The 18,790-nt window shown below is 69.4% G+C and carries 17 protein-coding genes; 2 read left to right on the forward strand and 15 right to left on the reverse strand.

Annotation, left to right across the window (positions count from 1 at the left end):
- Positions 1-46 precede the first annotated feature (46 nt).
- From nuoN to OG357_RS16085, 14 genes are read right to left on the reverse strand one after another with little or no spacing between them, the layout of a single operon-like run.
- Positions 47-1,699, reverse strand: a complete 1,653-nt coding sequence (gene nuoN / locus OG357_RS16020) for an NADH-quinone oxidoreductase subunit NuoN (RefSeq protein ID WP_329621785.1) — start codon at positions 1,697-1,699, stop codon at positions 47-49.
- On the reverse strand, positions 1,696-3,276 hold the full coding sequence (locus OG357_RS16025) for an NADH-quinone oxidoreductase subunit M (RefSeq protein WP_329621786.1): 1,581 nt from the start codon (positions 3,274-3,276) through the stop codon (positions 1,696-1,698). Before OG357_RS16025 ends, nuoN begins: the two co-directional genes overlap by 4 nt.
- Positions 3,277-3,281: 5 nt before the next feature.
- Entirely contained in the window at positions 3,282-5,177 is a 1,896-nt protein-coding gene (nuoL, locus tag OG357_RS16030; protein ID WP_329621787.1) for an NADH-quinone oxidoreductase subunit L, read from the reverse strand.
- An 11-nt stretch (positions 5,178-5,188) separates the two neighbouring features.
- On the reverse strand, positions 5,189-5,488 hold the full coding sequence (gene nuoK, locus OG357_RS16035) for an NADH-quinone oxidoreductase subunit NuoK (protein ID WP_329621788.1): 300 nt from the start codon (positions 5,486-5,488) through the stop codon (positions 5,189-5,191).
- Entirely contained in the window at positions 5,485-6,312 is an 828-nt protein-coding gene (locus OG357_RS16040; protein WP_329621789.1) for an NADH-quinone oxidoreductase subunit J, read from the reverse strand. The genes nuoK and OG357_RS16040 overlap by 4 nt, the downstream gene beginning before the upstream one ends.
- The gene (gene nuoI, locus OG357_RS16045) at positions 6,309-6,887 is read right to left on the reverse strand and encodes an NADH-quinone oxidoreductase subunit NuoI (protein ID WP_329621790.1); all 579 of its coding nucleotides are present in this window, start codon (positions 6,885-6,887) and stop codon (positions 6,309-6,311) included. The genes OG357_RS16040 and nuoI overlap by 4 nt, the downstream gene beginning before the upstream one ends.
- Positions 6,880-8,241 (reverse strand): NADH-quinone oxidoreductase subunit NuoH, encoded by a 1,362-nt coding sequence (gene nuoH, locus OG357_RS16050; protein ID WP_329621791.1) that lies wholly within the window; start codon positions 8,239-8,241, stop codon positions 6,880-6,882. The genes nuoI and nuoH overlap by 8 nt, the downstream gene beginning before the upstream one ends.
- The gene (locus OG357_RS16055; RefSeq protein ID WP_329621792.1) at positions 8,238-10,721 is read right to left on the reverse strand and encodes an NADH-quinone oxidoreductase subunit G; all 2,484 of its coding nucleotides are present in this window, start codon (positions 10,719-10,721) and stop codon (positions 8,238-8,240) included. Before OG357_RS16055 ends, nuoH begins: the two co-directional genes overlap by 4 nt.
- The gene (gene nuoF, locus OG357_RS16060) at positions 10,718-12,079 is read right to left on the reverse strand and encodes an NADH-quinone oxidoreductase subunit NuoF (protein WP_329621793.1); all 1,362 of its coding nucleotides are present in this window, start codon (positions 12,077-12,079) and stop codon (positions 10,718-10,720) included. The genes OG357_RS16055 and nuoF overlap by 4 nt, the downstream gene beginning before the upstream one ends.
- Positions 12,079-12,819, reverse strand: coding sequence for an NADH-quinone oxidoreductase subunit NuoE (nuoE, locus tag OG357_RS16065; RefSeq protein ID WP_329621794.1), 741 nt, complete (start codon positions 12,817-12,819; stop codon positions 12,079-12,081). Before nuoE ends, nuoF begins: the two co-directional genes overlap by 1 nt.
- Positions 12,816-14,138, reverse strand: a complete 1,323-nt coding sequence (locus tag OG357_RS16070; protein ID WP_329621795.1) for an NADH-quinone oxidoreductase subunit D — start codon at positions 14,136-14,138, stop codon at positions 12,816-12,818. The genes nuoE and OG357_RS16070 overlap by 4 nt, the downstream gene beginning before the upstream one ends.
- Positions 14,135-14,866: an NADH-quinone oxidoreductase subunit C gene (locus OG357_RS16075; protein WP_329621796.1), complete on the reverse strand. Its 732-nt coding sequence runs from the start codon at positions 14,864-14,866 to the stop codon at positions 14,135-14,137. Before OG357_RS16075 ends, OG357_RS16070 begins: the two co-directional genes overlap by 4 nt.
- Positions 14,863-15,417 carry a NuoB/complex I 20 kDa subunit family protein gene (locus OG357_RS16080; protein ID WP_024756031.1) on the reverse strand — a complete coding sequence of 185 codons (555 nt, stop codon included), beginning with the start codon at positions 15,415-15,417 and terminating at the stop codon, positions 14,863-14,865. The genes OG357_RS16075 and OG357_RS16080 overlap by 4 nt, the downstream gene beginning before the upstream one ends.
- A 17-nt stretch (positions 15,418-15,434) precedes the next feature.
- Positions 15,435-15,794, reverse strand: a complete 360-nt coding sequence (locus OG357_RS16085) for an NADH-quinone oxidoreductase subunit A (RefSeq protein WP_019888619.1) — start codon at positions 15,792-15,794, stop codon at positions 15,435-15,437.
- 660 nt (positions 15,795-16,454) lie between these two features.
- Between OG357_RS16085 and OG357_RS16090 the strand changes: the two genes are divergently transcribed.
- The gene (locus OG357_RS16090; protein ID WP_329621797.1) at positions 16,455-17,378 is read left to right on the forward strand and encodes a C40 family peptidase; all 924 of its coding nucleotides are present in this window, start codon (positions 16,455-16,457) and stop codon (positions 17,376-17,378) included.
- 82 nt (positions 17,379-17,460) lie between these two features.
- Here the strand turns inward: OG357_RS16090 and OG357_RS16095 are convergent, their stop codons facing one another.
- Entirely contained in the window at positions 17,461-17,946 is a 486-nt protein-coding gene (locus tag OG357_RS16095; RefSeq protein WP_329621798.1) for a hypothetical protein, read from the reverse strand.
- A 380-nt stretch (positions 17,947-18,326) separates the two neighbouring features.
- Between OG357_RS16095 and OG357_RS16100 the strand changes: the two genes are divergently transcribed.
- Positions 18,327-18,740, forward strand: coding sequence for a hypothetical protein (locus tag OG357_RS16100; RefSeq protein ID WP_329621799.1), 414 nt, complete (start codon positions 18,327-18,329; stop codon positions 18,738-18,740).
- The last annotated feature ends 50 nt before the right edge of the window (positions 18,741-18,790 follow it).

Below are 18,790 nucleotides of genomic sequence, written 5' to 3' on the forward strand. Positions count from 1 at the left end.
GGGCCCGGCTCGCCGTGAGCCGGGCCCCTCCTCGTACGGCACGCACCTACCGGACGAAGACGCTCGCCTGGTTCGCCAGGTCCAGGAAGTACTGCGGCGCGAGGCCGAGCACCAGCGTGACCACGACGCCCGCCGTGATGGCGAGCGTCGTCAGGGCCGAGGGCACGGCGACCGTGGGGCCGTCCGCCTTCGGCTCGCTGAAGAACATCAGCACGATCACCCGGATGTAGAAGAACGCGGCGATCGCCGAGGAGAGCACGCCGACCACGACGAGCGCGCCCGCGCCGCCCTCCGCCGCCGCCTTGAACACCGCGAACTTTCCGGAGAATCCGGAGGTCAGCGGGATGCCCGCGAAGGCGAGCAGGAAGACCGCGAAGACCGCCGCGACGAGCGGTGAACGGCGCCCGAGACCGGCCCACTTGGAGAGGTGGGTGGCCTCGCCGCCCGCGTCCCGGACCAGGGTGACGACGGCGAACGCGCCGATCGTCACGAAGGAGTACGCCCCCAGGTAGAAGAGGACGGACGAGATGCCCTCGGGGGTGGCGGCGATGACACCGGCCAGCAGGAACCCGGCGTGCGCGATGGACGAGTACGCCAGGAGCCGCTTGATGTCGGTCTGGGTGATGGCGACGATCGCGCCGCCCAGCATGGTGACGATCGCGACGCCCCACATGACCGGCCGCCAGTCCCAGGTGAGGCCCGGCAGCACCACGTACAGCAGGCGGAGCAGCGCGCCGAACGCGGCGACCTTGGTCGCGGCGGCCATGAAGCCGGTGACCGGGGTCGGGGCGCCCTGGTAGACGTCCGGGGTCCACATGTGGAACGGCACGGCGCCGACCTTGAAGAGGAGCCCCGTGAGGACCATGGCGAAGCCGATGAGCAGCAGGACGTCGTTGCCCATGGTGTCGGCGAGCGCCGGGTCGACGGAGACGACGGCGCCGTCGACGACCCGGGCGATCGTCGCGTACGAGACGGAGCCCGCGTAGCCGTAGAGCAGGGCGATCCCGAAGAGCAGGAACGCCGAGGAGAAGGCGCCGAGCAGGAAGTACTTGACGGCCGCCTCCTGCGACATCAGCCGCTTGCGGCGGGCGACGGCGCAGAGCAGGTACAGCGGGAGGGAGAAGACCTCCAGGGCGACGAAGAGCGTCAGGAGGTCGTTGGCCGCCGGGAAGACGAGCATGCCGGCGATCGCGAAGAGGGCGAGCGGGAAGACCTCGGTGGTGGTGAAGCCGGCCTTGACGGCCGCCCTCTCCTGCTCGCTGCCGGGGACGGCGGCGGCCTCAGCGGCGAAGGAGTCGACCTTGTGGCCGTGGTCGGCCGGGTCGAGCCTGCGCTCGGCGAAGGTGAAGACCGCGACGATCGAGGCGAGGAGAATGGTGCCCTGGAGGAACAGGGCGGGTCCGTCGACGGCGATGGCGCCCATGGCCGCGATCTGGGCCTTGGTGGTGCCGTAGCCGCCGGCCGCCAGGCCGACGACCGCGGCGAAGGCGGCGACGAGGGCCAGGACCGAGAGGAACACCTGGGCGACGTAGCGGCCCTTGCGGGGCACGAAGGCCTCGACGAGGACGCTGATGATCGCGGCGCCGATCACGATGAGTACGGGCGAGAGCTGCGTGTACTCGATGTGGGGGGCCGGGATCTTGCTCAGCGGCTCGACCGCCGCCGTCGTCCACAGGCTGTGGACAGCCGTTGCACTCACTTGGCTGCCTCCACGTTCTCCACGGTGGGCTGGGGGTCCTTCTGCTGGACGTCGGACATGGTGTGCTGCACCGCCGGGTTGACGACGTCCGTCAGCGGCTTCGGGAAGACGCCGAGGAAGATCAGGAGGGCGATCAGCGGGACGACCACCGCCAGTTCGCGCACCCGCAGGTCGGGCAGCTCCCGCACCTCCTCCTTCACCGGCCCGGTCATCGTCCGCTGGTACAGGACGAGGACGTAGAGCGCGGCGAGGACGATGCCGGTGGTGGCGATGATGCCGGCCACCGGGTACCGGGCGTACGTGCCGACCAGGACGAGGAACTCGCTGACGAACGGCGCGAGTCCGGGCAGCGACAGGGTCGCGAGACCGCCGATCAGGAAGGTGCCGGCGAGCACCGGGGCGACCTTCTGCACACCGCCGTAGTCGGCGATGAGCCGCGAGCCGCGCCGGGAGATCAGGAAGCCGGCGACGAGCATCAGCGCGGCCGTCGAGATGCCGTGGTTGACCATGTAGAGCGTGGCACCGGACTGGCCCTGGGTGGTCATCGCGAAGATGCCCAGGATGATGAAGCCGAAGTGCGAGATCGACGCGTAGGCGACCAGCCGCTTGATGTCCCGCTGGCCGACCGCGACCAGCGCGCCGTACACGATGCTGATGAGCGCGAGGACGATGATCGCCGGGGTGGCCCACTTCGAGGCCTCGGGGAAGAGCCCGAGGCAGAAGCGGAGCATCGCGAAGGTGCCGACCTTGTCGACGACGGCGGTGATGAGGACGGCGACCGGGGCGGTCGCCTCCCCCATCGCGTTCGGCAGCCAGGTGTGCAGCGGCCACAGCGGCGCCTTCACCGCGAAGGCGAAGAAGAAGCCGAGGAAGAGCAGCCGCTCGGTGTTGGTCGCCATGTCGAGGGACCCGTTGGCCCGCGCCTCGGCGATCTCGGTGAGCGAGAAGTTCCCCGCGACCACGTAGAGCCCGATGACGGCGGCCAGCATGATGAGCCCGCCGACCAGGTTGTAGAGCAGGAACTTGACCGCCGCGTACGAGCGCTGGGCCGCCGCGTTCTCGTCGGATCCCGAGTGCGCCCGGTCGCCGAAGCCGCCGATGAGGAAGTACATCGGGATGAGCATGGCTTCGAAGAGGACGTAGAAGAGGAAGACGTCGGTGGCCTCGAAGGAGAGGATCACCATCGCCTCGACCATGAGGATCAGGGCGAAGAAGCCCTGGGTCGGGCGCCAGCGCGAGGACTTCGTCTCCAGGGGGTCGGCGTCGTGCCAGCCCGCCAGGATGATGAAGGGGATCAGCAGGGCGGTGAGCGCGATGAGCGCCACCCCGATGCCGTCCACGCCGAGTTCGTACCGGACCCCGAAGTCCTTGATCCAGGAGTGGGACTCGGTCAGCTGGTACCGCTCGCCGCCGGGCTCGAACCGTACGAAGACGACGGCGGCGAGCACGAGCGTGGCGAGCGAGACGAGCAGCGCCAGCCACTTGGCGGCGGTGCGACGGGCGGCGGGGACGGCGGCGGTGAGGATCGCACCGAGCGCCGGCACCGCTGCCGTGACCGTAAGGAGCGGGAAAGACATGACAGTTACACCGCCCTCATCAGCAGGGTCGCGGCGATCAGCACCGCAGTACCTCCGAACATGGAGACCGCGTACGTGCGGGCGTAGCCGTTCTGGAGCTTGCGCAGCCGGCCGGAGAGTCCGCCGACGGTGGCCGCGGTGCCGTTGACGACGCCGTCGACCAGGGAGTGGTCGACGTAGACGAGCGAGCGGGTGAGGTGCGTGCCGCCGGTGACGAAGACGGCGTGGTTGAAGTCGTCCTGGAGCAGGTCGCGGCGGGCGGCCCGGGTGAGGAGCGAGCCGCGCGGGGCGACGACCAGGACGGGCCTGCGCCCGTACTGGAGGTAGGCGAGGCCGACGCCGATCACCATGACGGCGACGGTGGCGGAGGTGACGGCCGCGGCGCTGATCGGCGGGTGGCCGTGGGCGTAGCCGGTGACCGGCTCCAGCCAGTTGATGAACCGGTCGCCGATGCTGAAGAACCCGCCCGCGAAGACCGAGCCGACGGCCAGCAGGACCATCGGGATCGTCATGGACCTGGGCGACTCGTGCGGGTGCGGCTCGTGGCCTTCCGCATCGGGCTGCCAGCGCTTCTCGCCGAAGAAGGTCATCAGCATCACGCGGGTCATGTAGTACGCGGTGATGGCCGCGCCGAGCAGGGTGACCGCGCCGAGGATCCAGCCCTCGGTGCCGCCCTTCGCGAAGGCCGCCTCGATGATCTTGTCCTTGGAGAAGAAGCCGGACAGACCGGGGAAGCCGATGATCGCGAGGTAGCCGAGGCCGAAGGTGACGAAGGTGACCGGCATGTACTTCCGCAGGCCGCCGTACTTCCGCATGTCGACCTCGTCGTTCATGCCGTGCATGACCGAACCGGCGCCGAGGAAGAGACCGGCCTTGAAGAAGCCGTGGGTCACCAGGTGCATGATCGCGAAGACGTAGCCGATGGGCCCGAGGCCGGCCGCCAGGATCATGTAGCCGATCTGCGACATCGTCGAACCGGCGAGGGCCTTCTTGATGTCGTCCTTCGCGCAACCGACGATCGCACCGAAGAGGAGCGTGACCGCGCCGACGACGGTGACGACGAGCTGCGCGTCCGGTGCCGCGTTGAAGATGTCGGCGGATCGGACGATCAGGTAGACACCGGCGGTCACCATCGTGGCCGCGTGGATGAGGGCCGAGACCGGGGTCGGGCCCTCCATCGCGTCCCCGAGCCAGGACTGCAGCGGCACCTGGGCGGACTTGCCGCAGGCGGCGAGGAGCAGCATCAGGCCGATCGCGGTCAGGGTGCCCTGGGACGCCTCGCCGGTCGATGCCAGGACCGGCCCGAAGGCGAAGGTCCCGAAGGTGGTGAACATGATCATGATGGCGATCGACAGGCCCATGTCGCCGACCCGGTTGACCAGGAAGGCCTTCTTCGCGGCGGTAGCCGCGCTGGGCTTGTGCTGCCAGAAGCCGATCAGGAGGTACGAGGCGAGGCCGACGCCCTCCCAGCCGAAGTACAGGAGCAGGTAGTTGTCGGCGAGGACGAGCAGGAGCATCGCCGCGACGAACAGGTTGAGGTAGCCGAAGAAGCGGCGGCGGCGCTCGTCGTGCTCCATGTAGCCGATGGAGTAGACGTGGATGAGCGTGCCGACCCCGCTGATCAGCAGGACGAAGGTCATCGACAGCTGGTCGAGCTGGAAGGCGATGTCGGCCTGGAAGCCCTCGACGGGGATCCAGGTGAACAGCCGCTGGTGCATCGCCCGGTCGTCGGCGCTCTTGCCGAGCATGTCGGCGAAGAGCGCCAGGCCGATGACGAAGGAGACGGCCGCGAGCAGGGTGCCGAGCCAGTGCCCGGTCTTGTCGAGCCGCCGGCCGCCGCAGAGCAGGACGGCCGCGCCGAGCAGAGGTGCCCCGACGAGCAGCGCAATGAGATTTTCCACGGGTCAGCCCCTCACAGCTTCATCAGGCTGGCGTCGTCGACCGAGGCCGAGTGGCGGGCACGGAAGACGGACACGATGATCGCGAGCCCGACGACGACCTCCGCGGCGGCGACGACCATCGTGAAGAACGCGAGGATCTGGCCGTCGAGGTTGCCGTGCATGCGGGAGAAGGTGACGAGCGCGAGGTTGCAGGCGTTGAGCATCAGCTCGACGCACATGAAGACCACGATCGCGTTGCGTCGGATCAGGACCCCGGCCGCACCGATGGTGAACAGCAGGGCCGCGAGATACAGGTAGTTGACGGGGTTCACCGGGTGGCCTCCTCTTCGTCCCGGTCCCGGCCGAGCCGCTCCTCGGAGCGCTGCTCCAGGGCCTTGAGGTCGGCCAGCGCCTCGCTGGACACGTCCCGGATCTGGCCCCGCTTGCGCAGGGTCTGCATGACGGTGAGCTCCGACGGGGAGCCGTCGGGGAGCAGACCGGCGACGTCCACGGCGTTGTGCCGGGCGTAGACGCCGGGCGCGGGCAGCGGCGGCACGTGCGTGCCCTCGCGTACGCGCTGCTCGGAGAGTTCGCGCTGGGTGGCGGCGCGCTGGGTGCGCTCGCGGTGGGTGAGCACCATCGCGCCGACGGCCGCGGTGATGAGGAGCGCGCCGGTGAGCTCGAAGGCGAAGACGTACTTGGTGAAGATGAGGGCGGCGAGGCCCTCGACGTTTCCGCCGTACGCGGAGTTGGCCGCGCCGAGGCCGTTGAACTCGGTGAGCGAGGCCTGGCCGATGCCGGCGATCAGCAGGATGCCGAAGCCGAGACCGCAGGCCGCGGCCCACCAGCGCTGGCCCTTGATGGTCTCCTTCAGGGAGTCCGCGGCCGTGACGCCGACCAGCATGACGATGAAGAGGAAGAGCATCATGATCGCGCCGGTGTAGACGACGATCTGGACGATGCCGAGGAAGTACGCGCCGTTGGCGAGGTAGAAGACCGCCAGGATGATCATCGTGCCGGCCAGCGACAGTGCGCTGTGCATGGCCTTCTTCATCAGGATCGTGGCGAGGGCGCCGACGACGGCGACGGTGCCGAGGACCCAGAACTGGAAGGCCTCGCCCGAGGACGTCGTGTAGGCGGCGAGGTTCGCGCTCATGCGTCCGCCCCCTCCGGCTCGCCCTTCTCGCCGTTGGAGACCTCGACCTGCTGGACCGTCCCGGGCGCGGCCTCGGTGACGAGGCCCCGGTAGTAGTCCTGCTCGGTCATCCCGGGGAAGATCGCGTGCGGCGAGTCGACCATCGTCTCCTCGAGGCCCGCGAGGAGCTGCTCCTTGGTGTAGATCAGGTTCTCGCGGGAGGAGTCGGCCAGTTCGAACTCGTTGGTCATCGTCAGCGCGCGTGTCGGGCAGGCCTCGATGCACAGCCCGCACAGGATGCAGCGGGCGTAGTTGATCTGGTAGACCCGGCCGTACCGCTCGCCCGGCGAGTAGCGCTCCTCGTCGGTGTTGTCCGCGCCCTCGACGTAGATGGCGTCGGCGGGACAGGCCCAGGCGCACAACTCGCAGCCGACGCACTTCTCCAGGCCGTCGGGGTGACGGTTGAGCTGGTGCCGGCCGTGGAAGCGGGGCGCCGTCGTCTTCTCCTGCTCCGGGTACTGCTCGGTCAGCCGCTTCTTGAACATGGCCTTGAAGGTCACGCCGAAGCCGGCCACCGGATTCTGGAAGTCAGACACCGTCCGTCTCCTTTCCCTCACTCGCAGTAGCAGTATCGGAGGCGCCACTGACAACGAGGTCCTTGTCGTGCCTCGGCCTGCGCCGGGGCACGGGCGGCAGGGACTGTCCGGGCTTGGGCGGTACGGGGAAGCCTCCGGCCATGGGGTCGAAGGCCCGCTCGGCCTCGGGGGCCTCCGCCTCGGCCTTCGCCTTCCTGTCGCGGAACGTGTCGAAGAGGAAGGAGAGCAGCAGCAGTCCGAGGACGGCACCCGCCACGTACAGGACGATGTTGCTGAACGCGATGTTCTCGTTCCGCAGGGCCCGGACGGTGGCGACGAGCATGAGCCAGACCACGGAGACCGGGATGAGGACCTTCCATCCGAGCTTCATCAGCTGGTCGTAGCGGACGCGGGGCAGGGTGCCGCGGAGCCAGATGAAGAAGAAGAGGAGCAGCTGCACCTTGAGGACGAACCAGAGCATCGGCCACCAGCCGTGGTTCGCGCCCTCCCAGAAGGTGGAGACCGGGTACGGGGCCCGCCAGCCGCCCAGGAAGAGCGTCACCGACACGGCCGAGACCGTCACCATGTTCACGTACTCGGCGAGCATGAACATCGCGAACTTGATGGACGAGTACTCGGTGTTGAAGCCGCCGACGAGGTCGCCCTCGGACTCCGGCATGTCGAAGGGGGCGCGGTTGGTCTCGCCGACCATCGTGACGATGTAGATGATGAACGAGACCGGCAGCAGGATGACGAACCAGCGGTCCGCCTGCGCCTCGACGATCGCCGAGGTCGACATCGACCCGGAGTAGAGGAAGACGGAGGCGAAGGCCGCGCCCATGGCGATCTCGTACGAGATCATCTGTGCGCAGGACCGGAGGCCGCCGAGGAGCGGGTACGTGGAGCCGGAGGACCAGCCGGCGAGGACGATGCCGTAGATGCCGACGGAGGCGATCGCGAGGACGTACAGCATCGCGATCGGCAGGTCGGTGAGCTGCATCGCCGTGCGGTGGCCGAAGATCGAGACCTCGTTGCCGGCCGGGCCGAAGGGGATCACGGCGATGGCCATGAACGCGGGGGCGGCGGCGATGATCGGCGCGAGGATGTAGACGGCCTTGTCGGCCTTCTTCACGATCACGTCCTCCTTGAGCATCAGCTTGATGCCGTCCGCGAGGGACTGGAGGAGGCCCCAGGGGCCGTGCCGGTTGGGCCCGATGCGCAGCTGCATCCAGGCGACGACCTTGCGCTCCCACACGATGGAGAAGAGCACGGTCACCATCAGGAAGGCGAAGCAGAAGACGGCCTTGATCGCGACGAGCCACCAGGGGTCCGTGCCGAACATGGACAGGTCTTCGGCGGCGAGGACGGTGTTCATTCCTGGACCTCCGTCGTGGTGGCCGCGCCGATGCGGACCAGGTCGCCGGGGTGGGCGCCGGTGGCGGAGTAGACGCCGGTGCCGGTCGAGTTCAGCGGGAGCCAGACCACGCGGTCGGGCATCTCGGTGACCTGGAGCGGGAAGGTGACCGAGCCGGCCGGGCCGGTGACCTCCAGGGTGTCGCCGTCCTTGACGCCGGTGTCGGCGGCGGTGGCGGCGGAGAGCCGCGCGACCGCCGCGTGGCGGGTGCCGGCCAGGGCGGTGTCGCCCTCCTGGAGGCGGCCGAGGTCGAGGAGGAGCCGGTGTCCGGCGAGGACGGCCTCGCCGTCGCCGGGCCGGGGCGCGGCCTGGCCGGGCTCGGTGGGCTCGGTGGCCCGCTCCTCGGTCCACCGGCCGAGCCGGTCCAGCTCGCGCCGTGCGGACTTCAGGTCGGGCAGGGCCAGGTGCGCGTCCATGGCGTCGGCGAGCATGTGGAGCACGCGCGCGTCGGCCGGGGAGAGCGACCTGGTCATCTGCTCGGGCTTGAGCGCGGCCTCGAAGAGGCGTGCCCGGCCCTCCCAGTTGAGGAAGGTGCCGGACTTCTCGGCGACGGCGGCGACCGGCAGGACGACGTCGGCGCGCTCGGTGACCTCGCCGGGCCGCAGCTCCAGGGAGACCACGAAGGCCGCGTCGAGCGCTTCACGCGCGCGTGCCGGGTCGGGCAGGTCGACGACGTCGACGCCGGCGACGAGCAGCGCGCCGAGTTCGCCGGTGGCCGCGGCCTCCAGCATCTGGCCGGTGTCGCGGCCGTAGCGGTGCGGGAGTTCGCGGACGCCCCAGGCAGCGGCGACCTCCTCCCGCGCGCGCGGGTCGGTCGCGGGCCGGCCGCCGGGCAGCAGGGTCGGGATCGCGCCCGCCTCCACCGCTCCGCGCTCGCCGGAACGGCGCGGGATCCAGACGAGCCGGGCGCCGGTGGCGGCCGACGCGCGCAGGGCGGCGGTGAGCGCGCCGGGTACGCCCGCGAGGCGCTCGCCGACGGCGATGACGGCGCCTTCCCGGCGGAGGGCCTCGGCGGCGGCGAGTCCGTCGCCTTCCAGGCTGACCCGGGAGGTGAGCGCGTCGAGCCACTCGGTCTCGGTGCCGGGAGCGGCGGGCAGCAGCGTGCCGCCCGACTTCTCCAGGCCGCGGGTCGCGTGGGAGGCGATCGCGTACGTCTTCTGCCCGTGCTTGCGCCAGGCCTTGCGAAGCCGCAGGAAGACGCCGGGCGCCTCCTCCTCGGACTCCAGGCCGACGAGGAGGACGGCCGGGGCGGCTTCCAGCGAGGTGTACGTGACACCGGAGCCGTCCAGGTCCCGTCCCCGCCCCGCGACGGCGGAGGCCAGGAAGTCGGCCTCCTCGCCGGAGTGGACCCGGGCACGGAAGTCGACGTCGTTGGTGTCGAGGGCGACCCGGGCGAACTTGGCGTACGCGTAGGAGTCCTCGACGGTCAGCCGGCCGCCGGCGAGGACGCCGGTGCGGCCGCGGACGAGTCCGCGGGCGGCGGCCTCCAGGGCCTCGGGCCAGGACGCCGCTTCGAGCTCACCGGTCTCGTAGTTGCGGACGAGGGGGGTGGTGAGCCGGTCGCGCTGCTGCGCGTACCGGAAGCCGAAGCGGCCCTTGTCGCAGATCCACTCCTCGTTGACCTCGGGGTCCTCGGCGGCGAGCTTCCGCATGACCTTGCCGCGCCGGTGGTCGGTGCGGGTGGCGCAGCCGCCCGCGCACTGCTCGCAGACCGACGGCGAGGACACCAGGTCGAAGGGGCGGGAGCGGAAGCGGTAGGCGGCCGAGGTGAGGGCGCCGACCGGGCAGATCTGGATCGTGTTGCCGGAGAAGTACGACTCGAAGGGGTCGCCCTCGCCGGTGCCGACCTGCTGGAGCGCGCCGCGCTCGATCAGCTCGATCATCGGGTCGCCCGCGACCTGGTTGGAGAAGCGGGTGCAGCGGGCGCAGAGCACGCAGCGCTCGCGGTCGAGGAGGACCTGCGTGGAGATCGCTACGGGCTTCTCGTAGGTCCGCTTGTGGCCGTCGAAGCGGGACTCGGACTGTCCGTGGGACATCGCCTGGTTCTGCAGGGGGCACTCGCCGCCCTTGTCGCAGACCGGGCAGTCCAGCGGGTGGTTGATGAGCAGCAGCTCCATCACGCCGTGCTGGGCCTTCTCGGCGACCGGGCTGGTCAGCTGCGACTTCACCACCATGCCGTCGGTGCAGGTGATGGTGCAGGAGGCCATGGGCTTGCGCTGGCCCTCGACCTCGACGATGCACTGGCGACAGGCGCCGGCGGGGTCGAGGAGCGGGTGGTCGCAGAAGCGCGGGATCTCGATGCCGAGCTGTTCGGCGGCGCGGATGACCAGCGTCCCCTTGGGGACGGAGATCTCGATGCCGTCGATGGTCAGCGTGACGAGGTCCTGGGGCGGGAGCGCCGCCTCGCCGCCCCCGGAGGGGGCAGACGTGGTGACTGTCATGCGTTCACCTCCGTGTTGTCTGCGCGCCGGTCGGCCCAGACGGTCGACCTGGCGGGGTCGAAGGGGCAGCCCTTGCCCGTGATGTGCTGCTCGTACTCCGCGCGGAAGTACTTGAGCGAGGAGAAGATCGGCGAGGCGGCGCCGTCGCCGAGGGCGCAGAACGACTTGCCGTTGATGTTGTCGGCGATGTCGTTGAGCTTGTCGAGGTCGGTCATGACGCCCTTGCCTGCCTCGATGTCGCGGAGCAACTGGACGAGCCAGTAGGTGCCTTCGCGGCAGGGGGTGCACTTGCCGCAGGACTCGTGCGCGTAGAACTCGGTCCAGCGGGTGACGGCCCGGACGACGCAGGTCGTCTCGTCGAAGCACTGGAGGGCCTTGGTGCCGAGCATGGATCCGGCGGCGCCGACGCCCTCGTAGTCGAGGGGCACGTCGAGGTGCTCCTCGGTGAACATGGGCGTGGAGGAGCCGCCGGGGGTCCAGAACTTGAGGCGGTGGCCCGGCCGCATGCCGCCGCTCATGTCGAGGAGCTGGCGCAGCGTGATGCCGAGTGGGGCCTCGTACTGGCCGGGTGAGGTGACGTGCCCGCTGAGCGAGTAGAGCGTGAAGCCCGGGGACTTCTCGCTGCCCATCGACGTGAACCATTCCTTGCCGCGGTGGAGGATCGCGGGAACGGACGCGATGGACTCGACGTTGTTCACGACAGTGGGGCAGGCGTACAGACCGGCGACCGCGGGGAAGGGCGGGCGCAGCCGGGGCTGGCCGCGGCGCCCTTCGAGCGAGTCGAGGAGGGCGGTCTCCTCGCCGCAGATGTACGCGCCGGCGCCGGCGTGCACGGTGAGTTCGAGGTTCAGTCCGCTGCCGAGGATGTTCCGGCCGAGGTAGCCGGCGGCGTACGCCTCGCGGACCGCCTCGTGGAGGCGGCGCAGGACGGGCACGACCTCGCCGCGGAGATAGATGAACGCGTGCTCGGAGCGGATCGCGTAGCAGGCGATGATCATTCCCTCGATGAGGGAGTGCGGGTTGGCGAAGAGGAGCGGGATGTCCTTGCAGGTGCCGGGCTCGGACTCGTCGGCGTTGACGACGAGGTAGTGGGGCTTCCCGTCGCCCTGCGGAATGAACTGCCACTTCATGCCGGTGGGGAAGCCGGCGCCGCCGCGACCGCGGAGCCCGGATTCCTTGACGTACGCGATGAGGTCGTCGGGGCTCATCGCGAGGGCCCGCTTGAGGCCCTGGTATCCCTCGTGCCGCTCGTAGGTCTCCAGGGTCCAGGAGTTGGGCTGGTCCCAGAAGGCGGAGAGGACGGGGGCGAGAAGCTTCTCGGGGCTGTTGTTGTTGTCGATCTCGGCCGCCAAGGTCATCACTCCCCCTCCTGACGGGTTGCCTCACCGCGCGGGTGAACGATTCGGTGGTGCGGGGCCTCGCCCTTGGACAGCCTCAGGCCGACGAGGGAGGCGGGGCCCGCTCCGCCGGTGGCCTCGACGGCGCCGGGGCGCTCGTCGGGGAAGCCGGCGAGGATGCGGGCGGTCTCCTTGAAGGTGCAGAGGGGGGCGCCGCGGGTGGGTTCGACGGTCCGGCCGGCCCGCAGGTCGTCCACCATCTTCTTGGCGGACGCCGGGGTCTGGTTGTCGAAGAACTCCCAGTTGACCATCACGACCGGTGCGAAGTCGCAGGCCGCGTTGCACTCGATGTGTTCGAGCGTGATCTTGCCGTCGTCCGTCGTCTCGTCGTTCCCGACGCCGAGGTGCTGCTTGAGCTCCTCGAAGATGGCGTCGCCGCCCATGACCGCGCAGAGCGTGTTCGTACAGACACCGACCTGGTAGTCGCCGGACGGCTTGCGCCGGTACATCGTGTAGAAGGTGGCGACGGCGGTGACCTCGGCGGTGGTCAGGCCGAGGAGGTCGGCGCAGAACCGCATGCCGGTACGGGTCACGTGGCCCTCCTCCGACTGCACGAGGTGCAGCATCGGCAGGAGCGCGGAGCGGGAGTCCGGGTAGCGGGCGATGATCGCCTTGGCGTCCTCGGTCAGGCGCGCGTGGACCTCGGCCGGGTAGGCGGGGGCGGGGAGCTGGGGCATCCCCAGGCTGACGTTCTCCGTCATCGGTCGACGCCTCCCATCACGGGGTCGATGGAGGCGACGGCGACGATGACGTCGGCGACCTGGCCGCCCTCGCACATCGCGGCCATGGCCTGGAGGTTGGTGAAGGACGGGTCGCGGAAGTGGACCCGGAAGGGACGCGTGCCGCCGTCGGAGACGACGTGCACGCCGAGCTCGCCCTTGGGCGACTCGACGGCCGCGTAGGCCTGCCCCGCGGGGACCCGGAAGCCCTCGGTGACCAGCTTGAAGTGGTGGATCAGGGCCTCCATGGAGGTGCCCATGATCTTCTTGATGTGGTCGAGGGAGTTGCCGAGGCCGTCGGGGCCGAGCGCGAGCTGCGCGGGCCAGGCGATCTTCTTGTCGCCGACCATGACCGGGCCCGGTGCGAGCCGGTCGAGGCACTGCTCGACGATCCGCAGCGACTGGCGCATCTCCTCCAGGCGGACGAGGAAGCGTCCGTAGGAGTCGCAGGTGTCGGCGGTCGGGACGTCGAACTCGTAGTTCTCGTAGCCGCAGTACGGGTCGGTCTTGCGCAGGTCGTGCGGGAGGCCCGCGGAGCGCAGGATCGGACCGGTGGCGCCGAGGGCCATGCAGCCGGTGAGGTCGAGGTAGCCGACGTCCTGCATGCGGGCCTTGAAGATGGGGTTGCCGGTGGCGAGCTTGTCGTACTCCGGCAGGTTCTTCTTCATGGTCTTCACGAACTCGCGGACGGCGTCGACGGCGCCGGGCGGCAGGTCCTGGGCGAGGCCGCCGGGGCGGATGAACGCGTGGTTCATGCGCAGGCCGGTGATCAGCTCGTACAGGTCCAGGATCATCTCGCGGTCCCGGAAGCCGTAGATCATGATCGTGGTGGCGCCGAGCTCCATGCCGCCGGTGGCGATGCACACCAGGTGGGAGGAGAGCCGGTTGAGCTCCATGAGCAGGACGCGGATGATGCTCGCCCGGGCCGGGATCTGCTCGGTGATGCCGAGGAGCTTCTCCACGCCGAGGCAGTACGCCGTCTCGTTGTAGAACGAGGTGAGGTAGTCCATCCGCGTGACGAAGGTGGTGCCCTGCGTCCAGGTCCGGTATTCGAGGTTCTTCTCGATGCCGGTGTGGAGGTAGCCGATGCCGCAGCGGGCCTCGGTGACGGTCTCGCCGTCGATCTCCAGGATGAGGCGGAGCACGCCGTGGGTGGACGGGTGCTGCGGGCCCATGTTGACGATGATGCGTTCGTCGTCGGCCTTGGCGGCGGACTGGACGACTTCTTCCCAGTCGCCGCCGGTCACCGTGTAGACGGCGCCTTCTGTCGTCTCCCGGGGGGAGGCGGACGGGGTGTTCACGAGTACGACCTCCGCTGGTCCGGAGCCGGGATCTGGGCGCCCTTGTACTCGATGGCGATGCCACCGAGGGGGTAGTCCTTGCGCTGCGGGTGGCCCTGCCAGTCGTCCGGCATCATGATCCGGGTGAGGGCGGGGTGGCCGTCGAAGACGATGCCGAAGAAGTCGTACGTCTCGCGCTCGTGCCAGTCGTTCGTCGGATAGACGGCGACGAGCGACGGGATGCGCGGGTCGGCGTCGGGCGCCGAGACCTCCAGGCGGATCAGCCGGCCGTGGGTGAGCGAGCGCAGGTGGTAGACGGCGTGCAGCTCGCGGCCCTTGTCACCCGGGTAGTGGACGCCGGAGACGCCGGTGCAGAGCTCGAAGCGGAGCGCCGGGTCGTCGCGCAGGGTCCTGGCGACCCGGACGAGGTGCTCGCGCTCGATGTGGAACGTGAGCTCGTCGCGGTCGACGACCGTCCTCTCGATGGCGTTGTCCGGGAGCAGTCCCTGCTCCTCCAGCGCGCCTTCGAGTTCGTCGGCGACCTCGTCGAACCAGCCGCCGTACGGGCGGGTGGCCGGGCCGGGGAGGCGGATCGAGCGGACGAGGCCGCTGTAGCCGGACGTGTCGCCGCCGTTGTTGGCGCCGAACATGCCACGCTGGAGGCGTACCTCCTCGCCGTGCTCCCCGCGCTGGCCGGGCAGGTTCTGCTCGCTCAGCTCCTTCTCGGGGTTGGGTGTCTCGTCACTCACCGGAGCAGACCCTTCAATTCGATGGTCGGCAGCGCCTTGAGCGCCGCCTCCTCCGCCTCGCGCGCCGCCTCCTCGGCGTTCACGCCGAGCTTGGAGGTCTGGATCTTCTGGTGGAGCTTGAGAATCGCGTCGAGGAGCATCTCCGGCCGCGGCGGGCAGCCGGGCAGGTAGATGTCGACGGGCACGATGTGGTCGACGCCCTGCACGATCGCGTAGTTGTTGAACATGCCGCCCGAGGAGGCGCAGACGCCCATGGAGATGACCCACTTGGGGTTGGGCATCTGGTCGTAGACCTGCCGCAGGACGGGCGCCATCTTCTGGCTGACGCGGCCGGCGACGATCATGAGATCGGCCTGGCGCGGTGAGCCGCGGAAGACCTCCATGCCGAAGCGGGCCAGGTCGTACCGGCCGGCGCCGGTCGTCATCATCTCGATGGCGCAGCAGGCGAGGCCGAACGTCGCGGGGAACACGGACGCCTTGCGCACCCAGCCCGCGGCCTGTTCGACCGTCGTCAGCAGAAAGCCGCTCGGGAGTTTCTCTTCGAGTCCCATAGGTGCCCCTCAGCCCCTCAGTCCCATTCCAGGCCGCCGCGACGCCACACATACGCGTAGGCGACGAAGACGGTGAGCACGAAGAGCAGCATCTCCACGAGCCCGAAAAGCCCCAGGGCGTCGAACGTGACAGCCCAGGGGTAGAGGAAGACGATCTCGATGTCGAAGACGATGAAGAGCATCGCCGTCAGGTAGTACTTGATCGGGAAGCGGCCGCCTCCGGCGGGCGTGGGTGTCGGCTCGATGCCGCACTCGTATGCCTCAAGCTTTGCCCTGTTGTACCGCTTTGGCCCGATAAGCGTGGCCATGACCACGGAGAAGATCGCAAACCCCGCACCCAGGGCACCGAGCACGAGGACGGGCGCGTACGCATTCACGCTCCTCGCTCCTTCCAGTCGTCCTTGACCGTTGGATCGCACGGCCGGACCGTGAAAGATCGCCCCCATGTGAGGCAGTTCACAAGCCCGGCTGCCCCGCATCTTATGCCTGCCCCTCTGTGATCTGCGACACGGGGTGCAGCAACGAGTTTGTGATCTCCACCACCTGACGAAGGATCATGAAGCCGGATGAGGGGTGATCTTGTTGCGCGAAGCGCCCAGGTGATCACCAGATGTGACATCCGTACCGGAAGTCGCTGCTCGGAGGGGGTGCCGCACTATCAAGCCATGGCCCATACAAGCAAATTGGTGATGGGACGGGCGCCGGTGATAAAGGAAGCGCACATCGCCCGGTCGAGGGGTCCGGCGTACGGGAGTGGACGCGTGCACTCGTTCACGAGCCCGGCTGTGACCTGCGTCACGCCGCGCAGGGGTCCGGGAAAGCGGGGCTTGGCCACCGAGGTGAAGAGGTGGTAGGTGACGGGCAATTCGGACGTTTTATTGAAAACACATGATCAAGGGCGCGATGGGTCGTGCCCGATTTGCCCGTTACGGCGTCAATAAGGGCGCCGAAGAAGCGGATTCACCCGTTCCCTGCGCAACTGTGGCGCAGCCCACGTTTCTTGAAGGGAACCGCCAAGCCCTGATAGCGGTTGTCCCATGTCCCACACCGCTCACATACCCAGCCACCGGAAGCCCCGCCGCAGCGCCTCGAAGCTCGCGCTCCGTGCCGGAGTTGCCGGTGGCGTCCTCGGCACCATCGCGGTGGCCGGTGCTGCCGGGCCGGCGTCTGCCGAGCCGGTGACCGAGACCATCGAAATGCCCACGCTCGGATCCCTCGACACCGCGGGCCTGGCGAGCGCTGTCGCCGCCTCCGCCGAGGCGTCCCAGCAGGAGGCCCTCGACCAGAGCCTGGAGTCGCAGGAGAACGCGGCCCTGCAGAAGGCCGCCAAGGAGGCCAAGAAGGCCAAGGCCGAGGCGGACCGCAAGGCCGAGGCCGAGCGCGCCGAGAAGGCCCGCGCCGAGGCCGAGGCCAAGGCGAAGGCCGAGCAGGAGCGCAAGGACGCCGAGGAGCGCGCCTCCCGCGACCGTGCGCGCACCCAGCTCTCCACTACCTCGACGAGCGACAACAGCTCGTCCGGCTCCGGCTCGTCGGACAGCGGCTCCTCCAGCTCCTCGGACAGCGGCTCGTCCACGAGCAGCAGCAGCAACGAGACGCAGGCCCCCTCCGGCTCCGCCGCCGCGATCGTGGCCTTCGCGCGCGCCCAGGTCGGCGACGCGTACGTCCGCGGTGGCACCGGCCCCAACTCCTGGGACTGCTCCGGCCTCGTCCAGGCCGCCTACGCCGCGGCCGGCATCGACCTGCCGCGCATCTCGTACGACCAGTCGAGCATGGGCACCTCCGTCTCGCTGAGCAACCTCCAGCCGGGCGACATCCTGTACTGGGGCAGCCGCAGCGGCTCGTACCACGTCGCCATCTACGTCGGCGGCGGCAAGTACGTCGGCGCGCAGAACTCGTCCACCGGCGTCGTCGAGCACTCGCTCGACTGGGACACCCCGTCGGGCGCCGTCCGGATCCTCTGATCCGGCGCACCACGCCGTAAGCCGAAGGGCCGTCACTCCTCGGGGGAGAGACGGTCCTTCGGTGTGTCCGGGGCCGGAGGGCTCAGCCGCCCTCGACCGCGCTTCCCTGGCCTTCCTGGGCCTCCGCGGCCACCGGGAGGCACTTGCGGAGGATCTCGGGGAGCCCGGGGGCGTACTTCACCTCCTTGCTCTCCGGCAGCCGGCCCGTCTTCGGGTCCGGGTCCGGGTAGTCGGGGAATCCGTTGCGCCGGACGCATTCGGACACCGCCTTGTCCTTCTTCAACTGCGCTTGATCGAGGGGCGGTTCAGCGGGGATCCGGCTCTTGCACGCCTTCTCGGCGGCCAGCTGGGCCTCGACGGTGTTGGCGTCCTTGTCGACCCGCCTGGCGCCTCCCTCCGTGTCCACGAGCTTCAGCCCCTGCTCGGCGAGGCAGTCGTAGAGCGGGTCGTACGCGGCTTCGATCGAGGAGGTCGGGACCGGCCGGGAAGCCGCGGGCTCGGCGTCGCCACCGCACCCGGTGAGCGCGAGAGCGGCGAGGATCAGAGGGGCGGCCAGCGGGCGTCTCATCGATGTACGTCCTTGTCCTGGGGGTCCCGATGCCTGGGACATCCCGATACGGGGGCGGCGCTCGGAGCCTGTGCGCGATGCGCGATGGGCGATGCGCCTCCAGGCTCGGCGCGGAACGGGCCGAGCGCATCGCACGGTTGCTCGACCGGTTCCACTCTAACCACCGGGTGAAGAGGGGGCCGTCCGCCAACTGGCATACGGGGCACGCCTGTTGCGATTTCTCGCCAAACGTGGCGCGTCGGCACTCGTGGACCTGACATAGTCACGGACCGCTGCGAGCCAACTCCGCTGCGGTGTCGTGTACTTCCCTGTCGGTGCCACGCAGGCCCCGACTGTCACACAGCTCCTGTGCAGCCTCCCTCGTACCGAAAGGCAAGGACATGAAGAACACCGCCCTCCGGCGTGCCCTCAGCACCGTCGTCGTCCTCGGCACCCTCGGAACAGGCGTACTGGCCACCGCCGGCACGGCCTCGGCCGTGACCAGGGACGGCTACCTGGACATCCGCGAGTTCGGCCTGTTCTACAACTCGTCCCTCGGGGGCTCGTTCATCGACCTGTACATGGCGGACGGCGACCTCGCCAACGACAGGTTCATCACCCCCGGCCCCGGCCAGGGCTACGTCGTGGGCGACAACGCCGCCTCGTACTTCAACAAGGACAAGGTCACCTGGTACGTCTACACCGGCGCCGGCGCGGGGGGCATCGAGGGCTGGATCCCCGCGGACCGCTTCGGCACCTTCTCCACGACGTTCAAGAACCAGGTCTCCTCGGTCTACCACTTCAAGGCCCGCTGAGCCCTCCTCCCCTCCGGCGGGTGTTCAGGCCTTCCTCCACGGGATCGGGT

This window comes from Streptomyces sp. NBC_01255, assembly GCF_036226445.1.
GTDB lineage: Bacteria > Actinomycetota > Actinomycetes > Streptomycetales > Streptomycetaceae > Streptomyces.

Excerpts from the sequence above, each read along its gene's own strand:
- OG357_RS16025 (WP_329621786.1), bottom strand. The coding sequence starts at position 3,276 with ATGTCTTTCCCGCTCCTTACGGTCACGGCAGCGGTGCCGGCGCTCGGT.
- OG357_RS16040 (WP_329621789.1), bottom strand. The coding sequence starts at position 6,312 with ATGAGCGCGAACCTCGCCGCCTACACGACGTCCTCGGGCGAGGCCTTC.
- nuoH (WP_329621791.1), bottom strand. The coding sequence starts at position 8,241 with ATGAACACCGTCCTCGCCGCCGAAGACCTGTCCATGTTCGGCACGGAC.
- OG357_RS16055 (WP_329621792.1), bottom strand. The coding sequence starts at position 10,721 with ATGACAGTCACCACGTCTGCCCCCTCCGGGGGCGGCGAGGCGGCGCTC.
- nuoF (WP_329621793.1), bottom strand. The coding sequence starts at position 12,079 with ATGACCTTGGCGGCCGAGATCGACAACAACAACAGCCCCGAGAAGCTT.
- nuoE (WP_329621794.1), bottom strand. The coding sequence starts at position 12,819 with ATGACGGAGAACGTCAGCCTGGGGATGCCCCAGCTCCCCGCCCCCGCC.
- OG357_RS16080 (WP_024756031.1), bottom strand. The coding sequence starts at position 15,417 with ATGGGACTCGAAGAGAAACTCCCGAGCGGCTTTCTGCTGACGACGGTC.
- OG357_RS16090 (WP_329621797.1), top strand. The coding sequence starts at position 16,455 with ATGTCCCACACCGCTCACATACCCAGCCACCGGAAGCCCCGCCGCAGC.
- OG357_RS16095 (WP_329621798.1), bottom strand. The coding sequence starts at position 17,946 with ATGAGACGCCCGCTGGCCGCCCCTCTGATCCTCGCCGCTCTCGCGCTC.
- OG357_RS16100 (WP_329621799.1), top strand. The coding sequence starts at position 18,327 with ATGAAGAACACCGCCCTCCGGCGTGCCCTCAGCACCGTCGTCGTCCTC.